The organism is Sulfurimonas sp. (assembly GCF_047622445.1).
In the GTDB taxonomy this organism is placed as follows: Bacteria; Campylobacterota; Campylobacteria; order Campylobacterales; family Sulfurimonadaceae; genus Sulfurimonas.
This window is the reverse complement of record NZ_JBLHOE010000041.1, coordinates 1-18,272: the sequence shown is the minus strand read 5'-3', so window position 1 is coordinate 18,272 and position 18,272 is coordinate 1. Positions and strand designations below refer to the sequence as shown.

The 18,272-nt window shown below is 30.4% G+C and carries 14 protein-coding genes; 4 read left to right on the top strand and 10 right to left on the bottom strand.

Annotated features, from left to right (window positions below; all coding sequences use genetic code 11):
• The 4 genes from ACI9TV_RS10055 to ACI9TV_RS10040 form a co-directional block, all read right to left on the bottom strand.
• Positions 1–528 (bottom strand): chemotaxis protein CheX, encoded by a 528-nt coding sequence (locus ACI9TV_RS10055; RefSeq protein WP_415250659.1) that lies wholly within the window; start codon positions 526–528, stop codon positions 1–3.
• Positions 528–3,170 carry a cache domain-containing protein gene (locus ACI9TV_RS10050; RefSeq protein WP_415250658.1) on the bottom strand — a complete coding sequence of 881 codons (2,643 nt, stop codon included), beginning with the start codon at positions 3,168–3,170 and terminating at the stop codon, positions 528–530. The genes ACI9TV_RS10055 and ACI9TV_RS10050 overlap by 1 nt, the downstream gene beginning before the upstream one ends.
• Positions 3,171–3,257: 87 nt before the next feature.
• A complete protein-coding gene (locus ACI9TV_RS10045) occupies positions 3,258–4,268 on the bottom strand; it encodes an SAM-dependent methyltransferase (protein WP_415250657.1) in 1,011 nt (336 codons plus the stop codon).
• 29 nt (positions 4,269–4,297) lie between these two features.
• Positions 4,298–5,509, bottom strand: a complete 1,212-nt coding sequence (locus tag ACI9TV_RS10040; protein ID WP_415250656.1) for a TolC family protein — start codon at positions 5,507–5,509, stop codon at positions 4,298–4,300.
• Positions 5,510–5,961: 452 nt separating this feature from the next.
• Between ACI9TV_RS10040 and ACI9TV_RS10035 the strand changes: the two genes are divergently transcribed.
• The 3 genes from ACI9TV_RS10035 to ACI9TV_RS10025 all read left to right on the top strand — a co-directional run bounded on the left by ACI9TV_RS10035 (position 5,962) and on the right by ACI9TV_RS10025 (position 9,119).
• On the top strand, positions 5,962–6,180 hold the full coding sequence (locus ACI9TV_RS10035; protein ID WP_415250655.1) for a cold-shock protein: 219 nt from the start codon (positions 5,962–5,964) through the stop codon (positions 6,178–6,180).
• Positions 6,181–6,332: 152 nt separating this feature from the next.
• Positions 6,333–8,618, top strand: coding sequence for a diguanylate cyclase (locus ACI9TV_RS10030; RefSeq protein WP_415250654.1), 2,286 nt, complete (start codon positions 6,333–6,335; stop codon positions 8,616–8,618).
• A gap of 45 nt (positions 8,619–8,663) precedes the next feature.
• A complete protein-coding gene (locus tag ACI9TV_RS10025) occupies positions 8,664–9,119 on the top strand; it encodes a nucleoside deaminase (RefSeq protein ID WP_415250653.1) in 456 nt (151 codons plus the stop codon).
• A 71-nt stretch (positions 9,120–9,190) separates the two neighbouring features.
• Here the strand turns inward: ACI9TV_RS10025 and ACI9TV_RS10020 are convergent, their stop codons facing one another.
• The 5 genes from ACI9TV_RS10020 to ACI9TV_RS10000 form a co-directional block, all read right to left on the bottom strand.
• A complete protein-coding gene (locus ACI9TV_RS10020; protein WP_415250652.1) occupies positions 9,191–11,035 on the bottom strand; it encodes an EAL domain-containing protein in 1,845 nt (614 codons plus the stop codon).
• Positions 11,032–11,436: a hypothetical protein gene (locus ACI9TV_RS10015; protein WP_415250651.1), complete on the bottom strand. Its 405-nt coding sequence runs from the start codon at positions 11,434–11,436 to the stop codon at positions 11,032–11,034. Before ACI9TV_RS10015 ends, ACI9TV_RS10020 begins: the two co-directional genes overlap by 4 nt.
• Positions 11,436–12,953 (bottom strand): nickel-dependent hydrogenase large subunit, encoded by a 1,518-nt coding sequence (locus tag ACI9TV_RS10010; protein ID WP_415250650.1) that lies wholly within the window; start codon positions 12,951–12,953, stop codon positions 11,436–11,438. The genes ACI9TV_RS10015 and ACI9TV_RS10010 overlap by 1 nt, the downstream gene beginning before the upstream one ends.
• Entirely contained in the window at positions 12,954–13,916 is a 963-nt protein-coding gene (locus ACI9TV_RS10005; RefSeq protein ID WP_415250649.1) for a hypothetical protein, read from the bottom strand. It abuts the gene before it with no gap.
• Between the two features lie 251 nt (positions 13,917–14,167).
• Positions 14,168–16,606, bottom strand: a complete 2,439-nt coding sequence (locus ACI9TV_RS10000) for an ABC transporter substrate-binding protein (protein ID WP_415250648.1) — start codon at positions 16,604–16,606, stop codon at positions 14,168–14,170.
• 313 nt (positions 16,607–16,919) lie between these two features.
• On the opposite strand from ACI9TV_RS10000, the gene ACI9TV_RS09995 reads away from it, so the two are divergent.
• Positions 16,920–17,414 (top strand): WSC domain-containing protein, encoded by a 495-nt coding sequence (locus ACI9TV_RS09995; RefSeq protein WP_415250647.1) that lies wholly within the window; start codon positions 16,920–16,922, stop codon positions 17,412–17,414.
• 203 nt (positions 17,415–17,617) lie between these two features.
• Here ACI9TV_RS09995 and ACI9TV_RS09990 read toward each other — a convergent pair whose 3' ends face one another.
• Positions 17,618–17,848, bottom strand: coding sequence for a hypothetical protein (locus tag ACI9TV_RS09990; RefSeq protein WP_415250646.1), 231 nt, complete (start codon positions 17,846–17,848; stop codon positions 17,618–17,620).
• Between the last annotated feature and the right edge of the window lie 424 nt (positions 17,849–18,272).

The window sequence follows — 18,272 nt, the reverse complement described above, 5'->3', positions numbered from 1 at the left end:
TTATAATTCCTTAAAGTTTAATGTTTTCGAATACGAAGCCTTAGGTCCAACGACAGTTACAAGCATCTCTCCAAATTCTGTTTTAATGGTTGCTGTTACTATTTGAGAGCTTTTTTGTTTAAAAAGCGATGTCGCTTCATAAATCAATATCGGAGGTGTAATACTTAATGCAGTGTCATCTAAAGGATTTTTCAGTGCATTACCAACTATAGTATTAATAACTTCACATGAAACACTCTCTTTAACTTCATCCATCTCATCTTCGTCTATTTCTTCACCCTCTAGAAATGCTTCTATAATTTTATCTAAAAGTGCATCATCATAACCCATAGTTACTAATACTTGAACACTCCCTCCAGTACCAATCATCGCTGTATTTTTCTTTAGATTAACTTTTTTTGTAGATACTCCATCTGTACTATCAGAAGAAACATTAATTTCTAAATCGTTTTGCAAAAAACTAATCGATCTTTTTACTAAAGGTGATATAATCTCATGCTCAAATGACAAATCTTGCTCAAATTCCATTAAAGTTCCTTTTCATATTTTGGTAGATTAAATACAAATGTTGTACCTATATTTTTTTGTGAATTTATTTCTATAAATCCAGCTAATTTATCTGCTTCAACTTTTACCGCATTCATACCTATTCCTCTTCCTGATATTTCTGAAACTTCACTTTTTGTACTAAGGTTTTCGTGAAAAATCAATGCATAAATATCAGCATCATTTATAGTTTCAGCTTCGGCTCGTGTAAGTATATTTTCTTTTATAGCTTTAGACAGTACCTTTTCTTTGTCAATACCAATTCCATCATCTGAAATAATGATTTGAATTCTATCATCATCTTCCGAAAAACTACAAGAAATAGTTCCAATTTCATCTTTCTGATTTATTAGTCTGGTTTCTTGATCTTCAATACCGTGATCAACACTATTTCTAAATATATGAATTAATGATTTAATAAATGGTTTATATTTTTCATTCACTAAAATTTTATCGTCACCAAGAACTTCAACTTCATAAATTTCTTTTTCTAGCTTTAAAGACAATTGTTGTACTAAACCTGTATATGGTTTTAGTAAGTGTTGTAATTTTTGATTTGAAAGGTTTGAAACATGACTTATAATTTCTTTTGATGCAAGAGAGTCAATACGTTGTTCGGTAAATACATCATGAATTTTAGTTTGTAATTTACTTATTTCAACACAGTTAATTTTTAATATATTTTGAGAATTTAAAAAATCATTACCCAAAATAGTCCTAATAATCTCTAATTCCTTATTAAGATTGCTCGTAAAATCTGTACTCTGTAAAAGTTCTAACAAACTTTCATTTGTATGTTCATTATTTTTTATCATTGTCGCAATTTTTGTTTCAAAAGAATGCAAAAACTTTACAATATCACTCATATATAACTGAGAGAAGGCTCCCTTGAATGTATGTATAACTCTGTATATTTCATTAATGTTGTTTAACGACGTTTTCGTACTATATATGTAGTCAACATAATTTTCAATAAAATTTTCATAATCTCTTTTCGTATCATAAAAAGATTCACTTTCTCCAATAATCTCAACAATCATTTTTAAAACTTCTTGTTCTTTTTTTACTTTTTTTTCAAGTTTTTTCTTCGCCGTAATATTCGTAATAATTAGCATTAGTTTTTTATTTTCTAATATTTTATACTTTAATTGCAAAGCTCGTCTATTAAGTATAATTTCATTTGGTAATAAAGTCAGAATAGACTCTTGAACTAAAGTACTATCAATAGAACATGCTTCTAAAATAGTTTTTTGAAAGAATTTTTGTTTTGTAGGATTATTAATAAATAAAATATCTGGGATATATTTTCCAGCTAAGCCTTTACCTAGTAGCTTTTCACACTCTTTTGAGTATTCATCATCGATAATTAAATCACAACTAAAAGACAAAAAACCTTGTCCTGCATTATCTAAAAGTGTGGTTACCTTTTTTGTTTTTTCTTCAACCTTTGCTTCAAGGCTGGAGTTAAGTTCATTTATCTCTTCATGCAGTTTTGCACTAACTGCAATATTCTCTTTTAATGATTTAGCCATCTGTCCAAATTCATCATTCGTATCTATATTTATATTCTGCACATACTCTTTTTTTCCCTGTAAAAAAGAAAAGAAATCACTTAGTCCATTTTCAAATTTTTTCAAAGGCTTAATAACTAATTTTTTAATAGCTATGATAATTATTAAACTTATAACTATTGTCATTCCTAAGATTCCAAGAAGTGCTATATATATAAGATTTTCTGCTCCGTCTATAGCAGTATTAACTACAGTTAATGGTCTTGCTAAAAGAATAATACCTAGTTTTTTATCTTGAAAATCTTTAACATCTGTATATGTGTAAAAATACTCCGAGCTAAGAAAATATCCATCGTGAAATAGTACTCGCATATTTATATTTTTTGCATCAGTTAAAAACGTTTTATTAATATATTTTTGGGAAATAATATAATCTTTAAATTTTGTATTTTTTTTAAATGAAAAGTTTTTGCCTATTTTTATCTTTTCACTTACTTTTTGGTCCATAAGAAGTAAAAAACCTTCTCCTGTTTTGTCAAATGATTTAGTAACAGAATTTATCCCTTGAATAAACTCTAAAGACCCAATATGTAATTTATTTTCATCAACAATTGGGGTAATTGCACGTAAAAGAAGACCTGCCCTTCCAGGCTCAAATGTTGTAATTGGTTTATGATTTTCATTTACAAATACAACTGATGCTCGAAATGAACTTAAATCATCCCCATACTTATCAATTTTCCAGTTTCTTAAAAAAGATTTATTGTCTTTTGTATGTAAGTGGATTTTTATATTTTTAAATTCTGTGTTTTCTTTCATGTTTATAGAAATATTTTCTAGGGAATTTATAGCAGGCTGTCTTTGTTGTGTTGCTAGTGCTTTTTTAATTCTTACATCATTCGCGATTGAGATAGCATTGGTAATACCAACTCTATACTTTGACGCTACTTTCTCATTAGCCTCATCAATAAGTTCTTGTTTAACTTGGGTATAAACACTTAGCTTTATATCTTGAGCATAAGAAAATAAAATAAAAAAACCTATAATGAGCGATACTATAGAAATTCCACTAACAGCAATATTTAATTTAGTACTTACTGAAATAAATTTCATCCAGACTCCAAAATTTTATGTAATTATTATTTGAAGATATTCTAACACAAATTCGTGAGTAATTAGTGATTTAATTATAATAAGACCTTACTTTGATTCTTTCCTAAACTTTATCATCTTAAATCTTTCACCTAAAAAGTTAGGCATGATTAACATCTTTGCCTTTTCTAGTTCTTGTTTATAAACTTTTTCTTCTACATTCTCTTTAAGCATTTCTAAAAGATCTAACATGCCCATATCTATGAGTGCAACCATTTGAGTCTTTAATTCTACAAACTTTATCCCTGCGTCTTCGTAAGCATCTTTAACATGCTCAAATGTTACATCGTATGTAATGTCTGACTTTGCAAAAAGTTCATTTCTTTTAATCTTATCATCAAAAAAAGGAATTACTTCATGCTTTGCGTATACTCTTATAGAAAAATCTGGTCGTGCTTGCATTTCACCATAGTCAAAACTCATAAACTCGAATTTTTTAGCACTTTGTGCCATCTCACTTGCAAACTCTTCATAACCAAGAGCTATTTCACCGCGGTCTTTAAAGTATTTGTCAGCCTTAAATTTTACCCAGTCGTTGTCCACATCAAAGTGAACTTCATGTCCTTCAACTCTGGCAGTATGTCCTTTAAAATAAAGTTCACAAGGAAAAGCATCAAATATTTCATTAGCTATAAAAAAAGCATTTTCACATTCTAGTTCACTCAAAGACTTATAATGTGTCAAAGAAACTGCATTACCAAATGATTCTTCAAAATACTTTCTTTGATGCGCTTGCAAGTCATCAAATTTTTCTATAATTACGAATGTTAAAGTGTTTAATAGTTCTGGTCTTAGTGTATAAATAAACTCAATCACATCTGCTAAGAAGTAGCCGTGATGCGCACCTATTTCACAGACTACTCCATCTTGAGCTAAAAAACCTTCATCTACTAATGAAATGATGTGCTTAGCGATGCTTCCACCAAAAAACTTACTTGTACTTACCGCAGTATAAAAATCACCACTTTTACCAATATTTTTGTACGTTGCGTAATAGCCATCTTCACCATACAACCACTCAGTCATATACCCACTAAATGGTTTATCAAGATTCTGCATTTAGTACCTCACTGTATCGTATTATATTACTAATCATTCACATACATCTCATAAAGGCTTAGAAGTTCTAATTGCTTATCGACCTCGTATATTTTAAAGTTAATTTGAGATATTCCAACAGAATTTTCTAAAGTTTCAACATCATACTCTGTTTTATACCCAGCACTAAAAAGTTCTTTTGTATCCTCAAGTAACTTGGAGTAAATGCTGATATTTTCTAAGCTAAGTACTTTTTTCTTCTCTAAGTTGTTAAGATTTTGCATTACCTGCTCAAACAAAGCATTAAGCTCTCGTTCTTTATCTATAGCCAATAGCTCTGATTTCATATAATCTATTCGCACCGATTCTATATCTCTAAACGTATTAATATTTAAAGGTATATTTGCCTTCACTCCATAGTCATAATAATCTCGCTCAGGACTTCCAAATACAGCAACCTTACTATCTGTTTTTGTCCAGTTATATCCAGCTGTTACACTTATTGTCGGTAAGTACTTTGCTCTTGTTACACCTTTATTATGTTCATTTTTGATTGCTTGGCTTTTTACCATTTCTAAAGAGATATTATGTTGTAAAAAATTTTCTTGACTTATCAGCTCTAAAGTTGGAGCTTTTACATTTTTGTAATCTAAGTCACTAATAGTATTAAACTTTGAGATAAGTCTCTCTTTTGAAGTCTCAAGGTCATAGAGGTTTTGAATAACAAAGTTTCTCTCAATCACAGCATTATCTAAAAACCCCGAATCAAGTTGTCCACTTAAGTACTGTTCTTTTTTAAGCTCTAAATTTATTTCAGAGTTTTTAATCTGAAGATTCTGCTTTATGACCTTTAAATCTGTTTGTTTAATCTGCATGAGAGTAGATATAGCATCTTTAATCATTTTTCTTTTTGCTACATCTATAGAGTAATCGGAATACTTCTTTGAAGCATTTGCATACTTTACCCCATAAAATATCCCACCACCCTTGAAAATTGGCTGATCCATTTTAATAGCTGCAGATTGATTAAGCTGCTCGTTTGTGTAGGGATTACTTTTTGAGTAAGAATAATTCAAATTAATGGGTGTTATCCATGAATCTCTAAGAATAGAACTATCTAGTTTATTTTTTTTATAATCAAAATCAAATAATTCTTTTTTTGTGTCTGATATATAGCTATCTAGTGAGTTATTCTTCTCACTCGCTAATGTTACACTACTTAATACTAGAAATAGCGTAATCGAGAGATTTAAAGCCTTCATCCATTTCCTCTTTTATAATTATTATTTACCCATTCTTCTACTTCTTTCGCATTATACAATATTTTTGTATTACTTGATTTAGACTTTAAATCTTACTGAATTGTTATCTTAGATTCTAGGGGTATTGTACATTAAATAAGTACTCAAAACTTGTATAGGTAGCGTTGTTGACTTTCAGTATATTTTTCCATTTTAATACACCTATAAATCAATTAGATAAGCTTCTATTTTGAAATTACATTACAGATCATTAAAAAATTTTATATTTGCTATTCTATTTTTAGTAAAAAACAGCTACAATGTCACTAATGAAAGATGATTCGAGTTACATCTTTAGACTGTTTTGTATTGATGACCTTCGGTTTCCAGTTTAATCTGCCTAAAAATAAAACTTCATATTAGATTTTCAACCACCTTAGCAATGAGGTGTATTCAAACATAAAGGTATTACAATGGCAGCATTAGTAAACGGTACAGTTAAATGGTTCAACAGTGAAAAAGGTTTCGGTTTTATCGAGCAAGAAGATGGCGGAAAAGATGTATTTGTACATTATCGTCAAGTTAACAGCAATGGTTACGACCGTGTTTCACTAAACGAAGGTCAAAAAGTGACTTTCGAAATTGGTGAAGGCGAAAAAGGCCCTCAAGCAGAAAACGTTACAGGTCTGTAATCTTTCTTTGAGCGGATTTTCCGCTCATGCTATTCTCATCCTCCAATAACTCAATTCATTATAATCAAAAAACAAGACATACTAAAAACTTCAGAATAAAAATATTTGATTGAAGTAACAATATTTAAGTATATTTATATATAATATTTATTATGATTAAATCATTAAAGTATCTCTTTGTTAGTATGATATTACCAACAATCATATTTGCTACTAGCAACTCCCTTGAAAAAGTATCCTTACAATTAAATTGGAAACATCAATTTGAATTTGCAGGTTTTTATATAGCCAAAGAAAATGGTTTTTATAAAGACGTTGGACTTGATGTTGAAATACTCGAGTGGAATCCTAATATAAACAATATTACTGATACTCTCAATGATACTTCTACCTATACTATGAACTATTCATCAATACTTATAGACATATCCAATGGAAAAGATATAGTACTTCTATCCGCTATTTTTCAATCTTCACCCCTTGTATTACTCACCACTGAAGAGTCCAATATACAATCAATAAAAGACTTTAAAGGTAAACGGATTATGTCTTCAGGCGATTTAACTAACAATGCTTCTTTTATATCTATGATGCATTCAAAAGGTGTTGTGGTAGAAGATATAATAATGCAAAAACCATCATTTAATGTTCAAGATTTAATAGATAAAAAAACTGATTTAATTGCTTCATTTATATCAAACGAACCTTTCGTCTTAAAAGAGTTAGGTGCTAAACCAGTTATATTTAATCCAAAAAATTATGGTTTTGATTTTTATGACAATATTTTAGCTACTAGTAATGAAAATATAAAAAAGAATCCTTTACAAGTTAAACAATTTACACAAGCCTCCCTGAAAGGTTGGAAATATGCTTTTTCAAATATAGAAGAGACTGTACAACTCATTTTAGACAAATACAATACTCAAAACAAGAGTAGAGAAGCATTGTTATATGAAGCTAATGCACTTAAAGAATTAGCTTATTTTGGAACTTCTAAAATAGGAAAAATTGAAAAAAGAAGATTAGCAAAAAGTTATCAAGTCTATAAGCTTTTAGGGTTAGCTACACATAATCTCGACTTTGAGAAATTGATTTATAATGGATCATTATTGGATTTTAAATTAACATATGATGAAAAAAAGTATTTAAAAAATAAAAAAGCTATAACAATGTGCATAGACCCAGATTGGATGCCATTTGAAATGTTTGATAAAAATAAAAAACATGTTGGAATAACAGCTGATTATTTTAAATTGTTGGAAAAAAGTTTAGATATTACCATCAATGTAGTTGAAACACTAAATTGGGAACAATCAATCGAGTTTGCTAAAAATAGAAAATGTGACATATTATCCTTAGCTATGAGAACAGCAAATAGAGATACTTATCTTAACTTTACGGAGTCATACTTAGAGATTCCTATCGTGTTAGCAACGAAAATGGATGTTCCATTTATAGATGATTATAGCTCGTTAAAAGATAAAAAGATTGGTATTCCAAAAGGGTATGCTTTTATTGAATTATTCAAAAAGGAATACCCATATTTACATATTGTAGAAGTAAATAATGTAGATGAAGGTTTACAAAAAGTTACTCAGAATGAACTATATGGGTTTATAGGAACTCTTGCAACAGTTGGATATAAACTTCAAACTAAATATATAGGCGAATTAAAAATCACTAGTAAGTTTGATAATAATATGGAAGGAGGAATTGCCGTCAGAAATGATGATAAAGTTATGCTTAACATCTTTCAAAAAGCTATACAAAATATAGATATAAATCAACGACAAGATATATTAAACAATTGGATATCCATAAAATATGAAAGAGGAACTGATTATACACTAGTTTTATACATATTACTGGTAGTATTTATTATGTTTTTATTCTTCTTTTATAGGCAATATATACTCCATAAAACAAATAAAGAATTACAACTTTTAGCTTCAACAGATTCCTTAACTAAGCTATATAATAGAAGATATTTTATTACTACAGCGGAATATATTTTTCTAATAGCCAAACGAGAAAAAAAAGCAATATCAGTTATTATGCTTGATATAGATTTTTTTAAAAAGGTAAATGATATATATGGTCATAAAATAGGAGATGATGTAATAATTAAATTATCATCTATCCTTTTAAATTCCACAAGAAAAAGTGATATTGTGTGTCGTTGGGGTGGAGAAGAATTTCTAATACTTTTATCCGATACTGATATAAATGGAGCTACAGTTATCGCAGAAAAGATTAGAAAAATAGTAAATACTACAACTATAAAAGTAGATGATCATTTGGAAGTTACATTTACAGTTAGCTTTGGTGTGGATGAAGTTAATATTAGTGACATAGATATAGAACCTTCGATTAAGAGAGCTGATGAGGCCTTATATAAAGCTAAAAAAACTGGTAGAAATAAAGTTTGCATTTCTTAATTATATTTATATACTAATCTTAGAAAAGTAAAACAGGAGTAAATAATGAGTGAAATTACTAAAAGTGATTTAGATTTTTTAAATGTGGCTTTTGAAGAGGCGAAAAAAGGATATGACGAAGGTGGTGTGCCGGTTGGTTCTTCTATGAGTTTTGAGGATGCGTTATTAGCAAAAGGACATAATAAAAGAGTTCAAAATGGTAACCCCATTGCTCACGGTGAAATGGATTGTATAAGCAATGCTGGAAGAAGAGCTAATTATAATGGTGTAACTTTATATACTACACTAAGTCCATGCATGATGTGCTCAGGGACAATTATACAATTTGGAATTAAGAGAGTAATCATTGGAGAAAATAATAACTTTGATGGCAATATAGAATTTTTAAGAAATAATGGAGTAGAAGTACATATCGTTAACGATAAGGAATGCGAAAACTTAATGACTTCTTTTATCAAAGAAAAGCCAGAGTTATGGAATGAAGATATTGCAGAGGAATGATTTGTTAAATATCTCTGAATTTATTGAAGACGATCATCCGCCAGCCTCATCCAACAATTAGAGTTAGATACTTATTTTCCAATCAATTCTATAAGTTCATCTTGATTTAAAGGTTTAGAAAAAAGATAGCCTTGGATTTTAACTTCTGTGTTGAGTAATTTTATCAGGTTACATTGTTCTTGTGTTTCTACGCCTTCAATCACAACATCTATGTCTAAAGATGAGGCAAGAGAAATCATCCCTTTTAATAGTTTATATTGTCTCTCATCTGTAGTTATTTCATCAACAAACACTTTATCTATTTTGAGAACATCCACAGGGTATTTTCGGATATAGTCAAAAGAAGAATATCCTGTGCCAAAATCATCTATATAGATTTTAAATCCTAAATTCCTAATGATACTGAGTTTTTCAAGTATCATATTTGGATCTTTTGTGAAGATACTTTCTGTTATTTCAAAACATACTCTAGAAATATTCTTTGGAAAAAGTTTCTTCATCTCTTCTAGGTAACTAATGAGGTTACTGTCATAAAATTGGAAAACAGATAGGTTTATAGAGACAGAAGGAATTGTAAAGTTTTCTTCTAAAAAAGACATGAAAATATTATCGATTAATTTGTAAGTAAAGGCTACTATTAAGCCTTTTTCTTCTATGATTGGTATGAACTTGGCAGGAGAGATATTTTTACCTTTATATTTCCATCTCGATAAAGCTTCACAGGAAAGTATATTTCCCTCTATGTCACATATAGGTTGATAATTCAAGTAGAACTCATTGTTCTTTAAGGCATCATCTAGTCTTTTAAATACATCTATTTTTTGTTCAAAGTCTTCAAGCATATCTTCATTAAAAAACATGTATGAATTTTTTCCATTATCTTTTACTTCATACATGGCTCGGTCTGCCATAGAAAGTATTGTTGAAGTATCTAGTCCTTTAGCGGGATTCATTAAAATACCAATACTAAAAGATATTGCTATTTTTTTCCCATTTTCAAGTACTATCTGTTTCTTTGTTATGTTGAGTAATTTATGGGCAATATGTTGAACGATTATTTTATCTGTTACATTATCTAGGAGTAGAACAAACTCATCGCCTGCTAGTCTTGCAATAAAGTCATTATTACGGATAGTTTCTTTCATTAGCTTAGAAAGTTTAATAAGAAGCTTATCCCCAACATCATGTCCAAAAGTGTCATTAACAGTTTTAAATCCATCTAAATCAATAAAAAAAAGACAAAACTTGTGTTTATCACTTGAAACATTCTTTTTCATTAAAGTTTCAAGTTTTGAATTAAACGCTTTTCTATTTGGTAATTCTGTTAAAAAATCTGTTAATACTAAATACTCAAGCTTCTCATGTACTTTATTCTTATGAATTACCTCTTCTTGTAACTCTTGTGTTCTAGAATTAACCTTGTCTTCTAAAGATGCTTTTTCTTTTTCTAGAAGTAGTTGTAAAGCCATTAAGTTACTAATGTCACTTAGTAAAATAACCTTATAGATATGTGTACCAATTTTCGTGTCTTTAATTTCAATACTAAAATATTTCTCTCTAAAGTGCAAAATTTCTTCATATTCTCCACTTGAAAGATATTTGTCAATGAGCGTATATAACTCATATGGCAATTTATCAATATGTTTTCCTATAATATCCTGTGCTGAAACATTTACAAGTTGACAGGCAGCTTCATTGAAAATAGAAATGCACTGCTCATGATCTAGTACAATAATAGTATCACTCAAATAATTTAAGATAGCATCATTTCTTGTTTTTTCAAATTGAAAGTCTTCAATGTTTTTTAGAATATTTTTATACTGTTCTATTGCCTTTTTTGCATGTATCTCTGATGATTTTTTCCAAACCTTTATCTCTTGAATATACTGAGCTTCAGTTATTTTTGAGTTTTTCATGCTTTCCAGCCTTTCACAAAGTTTATTATCTCATTTTGATAGCATTCATTTTCAGGGTTGCAAGAAAGTACCTCAATATTTGGTTTCTCATCTAATACAGTATCGAGTGAGCCTAGTAGATAATAGAGTGCACTTGCATGATTGTATTCTTTAATATCAATTTGTGAAAGTAAATCATCTAGCTGAAATAACGTCGCGTTTTTAACCTCAGGTATATAGTCTATGAGCAATATATCACTCTGGGTTTGAAAATGGGGTAAAAGGTTCATCCCACCAATTCCACCTTCAATCCATACTTTTCCATCAAAGCTTTTTTCTTCTTGCATAACTTTATCGTATATCCATAGAGATGCGCCATCTGGACTTAAGTAACGATTTCCTATACAAATAATTTTTTTCATTACAAACCTATCTTGAACCTATATTTACGTTTTTTATTTTTTACATCAAAAGTATGTACAGTACAAACTAAACAAGGGTCAAACGAACGTATTACATGTCCCATTTCCATTGGGTTTTCAATGTCTTTACAGCGTAATCCAATAAGAGATTTTTCCCATGCGCCTTGATTATTTTTAGAATCTTTAGGTGAACCATTCCATGCTGTTGGTGTTACAATTTGGTAGTTCTTAATTTTTCCTCTTTCTATATTTACCCAATGCCCTAATGAACCACGAGCTGCTTCAACAAGACCTACACCTTGGGCTGAAAAATCTTGATTACATTGAATATAACTCGTATCTGAAAAGTTTTCAATTGCTTCTTTAATGTGTTTTCTAGCATAGGCTAAGTGCACAGCTGGACGTAGGATTCTTGCGAGTTCTCTTACATAAGCACAATCGCCATATTTTTTATTTAAATCAACTATGAGTTTATTCACGTTTATGAGTGCTTGTGCTAATGGACCTGTTTGCATTACATTTGCATCGTATCTTGGAGCTTTGGCCCATGAATATCCATCTTTTGACTTCATATCTGGCTGTGTTACCCCATCTTCAGGATTCTGAATAATGTCTACCTGCTTGTACCAACCATGAGATATATCTTCAGTTACTTTTTGAATATTTAAACTTTCTTGTTTTCCATCAATGATTACACCAGCTTGTATAAAACGTTCTGTAGGCTTGAGTGGATTATTTATAGTTCCATAGCTTAGAAAGTTTTGCGATGTACGTCCAATTTCAAATAGATTTGTTTGCTCTGCATAGTTTGTGAATCGTGCAATATCAGTATTTGGATTTTCTTTCATATGTTCGAAAAATTTATCTGTTCTTGTGATGTTTTTCATAAAACTGTCTATATCACAAGCTAGTACATTTTCTTCATACCAAGATATAAAGTTTTCTATATGGTTTTGTGCTAAAGCCAATTCAAGTATAGTTGGAGTAGTTGATATTCCCCCTGGTACTATATGAGAAGTATGCGGCCATTGACCGCCTATAATAGCAACAACTTTTAAAATTTCAGCGGTACTTTTAAGTGCCTTTTTAACAGAACTTCCTTTAAAGGCTTCATAATGTTCTTTAGCTTCAGTATAAAAGTCACTCTTTTCATAATAGCTATGGGCAAAGTCTCCCATATACATTAAAAAAAACTGTCTCACATCACTTTGTATAGTTTCACTTAAGAGTGACAAGTTACGAAGCCTTACAGCTTGCGCGGGAGGGATAATACCTTGTGCTGCTTCTAATGCATCTACAGCTGCACTAAGGTGTGTTACAGAGCAAATACCGCAGATTCTAGGTGTTATTACTAAAGCATCTAAAGCATCTCTTCCTTGTAATATGTTTTCAAATCCTCTATACATTGTTCCAATACTTTTGGCATCTATAATCACACCATCTTCTATGGTTACTCGAATATCAAGATCGCCTTCTACTCGATTTAACGGCACGTCTAATGTAATAGTCTTTGACATTTATTCTTCTTCTTTTTTTGTTTTCAATCTATCTGGAGCTGCTGCTGCGGCCATGTCTTTATAAGCTAGATAATATGCTCTGTCAACTCCTTCAGGAAGGAACATAGGTGTTCCTGCGATAGTTTGTGTTTCAAAGAATGGATTGGGATGCGGAAAATGGACATCAGTACAACCAAAACAAGGAACACCCGCACGTGTTTTTGAATTTACATCATTCCAAAGGTAGGTATTACAAGATGCATGGGTTGTTGGTCCTTTACATCCAAGGTGAAAAAACATACAGCCTTCTTCACCAAATACATTATCTTCAACTCTATACTCATGATGTTCATTTCGTGTACAACCTTGATGTACAGTTTTTGCATAGTATGCTGTAGGTGTTGCATTTTTGTCTAAGTCTATGGGAAGATCTCGACTAATCATATTTAAAACAAACTCTAATGCTTTTGGGTGAATTGGGCATCCAGGGAGGTTAATAACTTTAGCACCAGATTTTGCGGTAAAATCATCACCTAAGTATCCACCTTTTTTATCATGGTGCTGTTGTAATCCAATACCGCCCATTTCATCACCTTCGTGAGACCCAAAACCTCCAAAACTAGCACAAGTTCCAACTGCTACGACATAGTGTGCTATTTTAGAAAGCTCATTTATTAAGTCTTTTTTAGGCTTTCCTCTAAAGGTGTCAAACATTCCTGTTTCATCTGGTCCCATAACAACATTACCCTCAACACATAAAATATCTAGTTTCTGGTTTCCTGATAAAAGATCTTGAATCATGTTGTCATGTTCCACTGCACTAATAGTAGATAAAGAGGGATGCCATAAAACATCGATATCTAAACTAGCTAATTGTGAAAATAAATCAGGGGATTCCATGTTGAGAATAGACATGCTATCTCCACTGCATCCACCTGCCTGTAGCCAATAAAGTGTTTTTGATTTTTTTGTATTAGTACTCATAGATATATAATATTAACTTATTTGTTAAAGCTAAATTAAATTATCAAAAAAATGTGTTAAAGATAAAAATGACTACATAATAGAACTATAAGTAACACTTAGATGTGCGTCTAACTCTCAATATAAGAGCTAGTGAATACTTATTATCTATAAGGTTCATAAAAAAAAATCAATTGGCCTATATTATTGCCTTTTTTATTTTAAAACTGAAAGTGACTCACTTGATTTTATAGAGGATAACACCGAGGACACTAATAATTTACTTTATCTCGTCCACTATTTTTAGCTCTATATAAGGCTTTATCTGATTCATCAAGTAGCATTGTAAAATTCTTATGCTCCACTAATTCTGCAAGACCAATGCTCACTGTAAACTTCACAATATTACCTACATTATCTATATAGGATAAGTTACGTATTTCTTTTAGAATCTTTTCTGAAAAGACAATAGCACCTTCACGATTTGTATTTTGTAAACATATAACAAACTCCTCTCCTCCAATACGTCCAAATATATTACTGTCTCTTATCAAACTAGTAATTGTATTACAAAAGAGTTTCAAAATCTCATCCCCTACGTGGTGCCCATAGTTATCATTTACTAATTTAAAATGATCAATATCAAGAGAGAGAACTTGTAATTGTGAATGATTACGTTTAGCAATGCTAAAAAACTGCTTTGCCAATACTATAAAGTGACCACGACTATAGATACCAGTTAAAGCATCTTTATGCGCTAACTCTTTTAATTTTTCATTAGCTTTAGAGAGAGAGTGTGTTCTTTCATTGACTTTTTTATCAAGATCTCTATTTATTTTTTTAATATGTATATATTGTAAAAATCCTACAGTAAGAACTAAAAGCAATGCATAAATCCAAAAAGCATACTTTTTAAAAATATCAAAAACACTAAACTCTAGATTATCATAAGGTGCTAATTTAAGCTTCTTTAAGACCCTATGTACTGACGAATAATCAAGAGGAACAGTCCAACCCCCAATATTCGCTTTTATCGCTTCTTTGGAGTCTTTTTGCATTTTCACTAATGCTATCATTACCTCTGAGGCAATAGTATCTTCTACATGTTGAAGTTTTGACAATGGCCATTCTGGATATAATTTTGTTGATAGAATATGTGGAAAATTTCTATTTTTTTGTGGATTTAATATTCTTAGTTTCTTTAAATCAAGATGCTTTTCTCCAAGCATATTTTCAAGTGTATCACTCCTAACCGTACCAACGTCTGCTTTTCCATTCAAGACAGCATAAACGACATCATCGTGTGTATTATAAAATGTCAGCTCTATATCATCTCTATCTAAGCCATTGTCATGCAAGAGTTCATATGCCATAACCCATCCACCAAAAGAGTTTTCATTTACGGCTGCGAATGTACTCCCTTTTATCGCATTAATACTATCGATATGAGAATCTCTTTTTGTAAATATTACACCACCAAAATAATTGTGAACATGATGCTCTATTTCTACGCCCCTACTCTTTAAAGTGACAATTCTAGATATACCATACTTGTTTTCAAGCTGTACATAATTCATTGTATTTGCCAGTAAAAAATCGACTTCTTCACGCTTAAGTGATTTTTGCAGATTATTAAAATGAATTGGAACAATACTAATATGATAATTTTCTAATACTCCGTTTAAGTAAGTTGCTAAAGGTTCCCACCTTTTAAGTGTTTTGTCATTTCCTCTATTAGCTAAAACACCTATTTTCAATTGTGTCTTATTAAATCCTAATGGATCAATAAAAGTTGCAAAATCGAGTGGAACTTTTAAAAAACCTGCCAATTTATAAATATCAGCAATTTTCTTCATTTGATTTGTACTTATGAATCCAATCTTTTTATTTTTACCTAATGCTAGCTGTTTAAGAACTTGGCCTTCATACACTAAACTATCTAAAGATTTATTTTGTGAATTATATTTGTTAAAAATAATCTGAGCAGTTTCTTCAATATTTTCAAATGCCCATTCCCATCCTTTAATCGAAGCTTCATAGAATCTTTTTGTACGCTCAGGATATGTTTGCAATTGCTTATCAGAAGTAAAAATAATATCTTCATAAAAATCAAAACCATAATCTTTTGGGCTAAAAATTCTATATGGAATTTTTGCTTTATCAAGGGTATATGGTTCATTTGAAAGATAACAGGCCATAACATCCGTTTTACCTTGTATAAGATCATCTAAATTAGAGCTATGAGGCTGAATTTCTATATCTTCAATGAATAAGCTTTCAGAAAGTAACATTGAAGTGATAGTCACACTACTTGCTTCACCACTTGTAATCATTACACGTTTGTTTTTGAGATCTTTAAGGGTTTTAATCTCTTTGTTTGTACTTATTAAAACCGAGGGAGAATGCTGAAAAACTGCACCTAATGCTATAACAGAATGGCCATTAGAACGATCAATAAGTAAAGATGATCTGCCCACTCCATATTCTGATTTTTGTGTGATAACGTCATCAACAACATTTATATTAAAGTCAAACTCTTTAATTGTAACATCTAGTCCTGCTTCAGTATAAAGTCCGCGTTCTTTTGCAATGTAAAAACCGGCAAACTGAAACTGATGTAACCATTGTAATTGTATTGAGACTTTCTCATTAGCACCACAAAGGGAGAGGAAAATAGACAATAATAAAATACTTTTTATTAATAAGTTCATATATTATAGTAGCATAAATTAATTTAAAGACATTAATATGACACTTCCATACTGGAATGTCCCCTATAAACTAGACAATTACTAACCCAGTAAAAACCTATATTTTTGAAGACTCTAAATTATATCTTTTTCAAACTCATTTTGAAGAAGCTTTCAGCAACTGCATTATCATAACAATTACTTCTTCTATTCGAACGTACCACTGGAATAATGCCCAAAGTTTAACAGGAAATAAATATGGGGCGTATATAAAATTAAAAAAATAAATACTAATAAAACTTATGGCCCCTGGAGAGCTACTTTCAAATCAGGAATGCATGGTGCAAAAAATGTTTATTGGATTGTATATCCAAACATTACATTGCCTGCAGGTAAATATTTAGTTTTAGATTCTGATCCAGCAACTTGGTCACATAATGCAGGTACAAAAGGAATTGGTTTTACACAAATCTTTAGTACAACCAATAAGACTAATCTGCCCAACAAATCGAGTAATACAAATGTACCCCAGAAAACTAAAGTTAGTATTTCGCAAAATAAACACCTGGGTTGTTATACAGACAAAACTGGAGTAAACAGAGATTTGAAGGGATATACTTTTAAAACAGGAAATATGACAAATCAACTATGTCAGAAAACTTGTGCTGATAAAGGTTTTCAATATGCTGCAACACAATATGGTTCACATTGTTTTTGTGGGAATAGCTATGAAAAATATAGTACATCAAATAATCGTAATATGGGATGTAGTGGAAATAAAAATGAAACATGTGGCGGTGGTTGGGCAAATAGTGTTTATAAAATATGAGAATAAGTACAGATTAAAACAAAGAAGTTAAATACTTTAAATATATAAAGTAAGGTTGTAGTCTTTTTGTTTCAAGTAAAACTTATAAGCTAATATTTCAATCTAAACAAAGGTTTATTTACACTCTCTGATTTGCTAACTTACTGTCCACTTTAGTATCTATAAAATTCCTTTAATGGAAAATGGGACAGTTATAAATTAGATTATGAATTTATTTTAGCTTTAATTTCGTTATTTGCTTCGTCTAGTTCTTTAAAACCATGCATAGCCTCTGGAATTGCTTTTACGATATGAATTAAGCTAAAAAGCAATATGCCATGATGTAGCCCTAAACCTTCTTCAAGACTCTTCCATGTTTCAAAAGCAGAAGTAAAAAGTAAAATAAGTCCGCTTATAAGGTTTAAATATGGATTTTCAGTAATTCTTTTTAACATTGAGTATTTCCTGTAAAGTTAATTTAGTTAATTATATTATATGTACGGTAAACTTGGTTCATATAAATATCTATTTGAATTAGCTGAGTACAAAATAGTAATATTTAGGTATGTCTGATTCAAAGTTAGGTAGAATTATTGTTCTTAGGAATTTCTGTTAATGTTCTCAAAGTGATTATAGGGAATGATGTTGACGGTGTAGTAAAGTCTCTGTAACGCCCTATATTATGGCTCGTCTTATATGCTTATTTAGTACCGAATATCATTATTTGATCTTGACTTGTGTTCTAAAACTACAGAGACTGTGAAAGAACTCCCAAAGCCAGTAATAATAACAGATTTGCTAAAATAGAAATATTATATATCTACGAAAAAGGCTGAAGAATGCCAAATTACAAAGAGGGCTTAAACCGTCAACAACAAC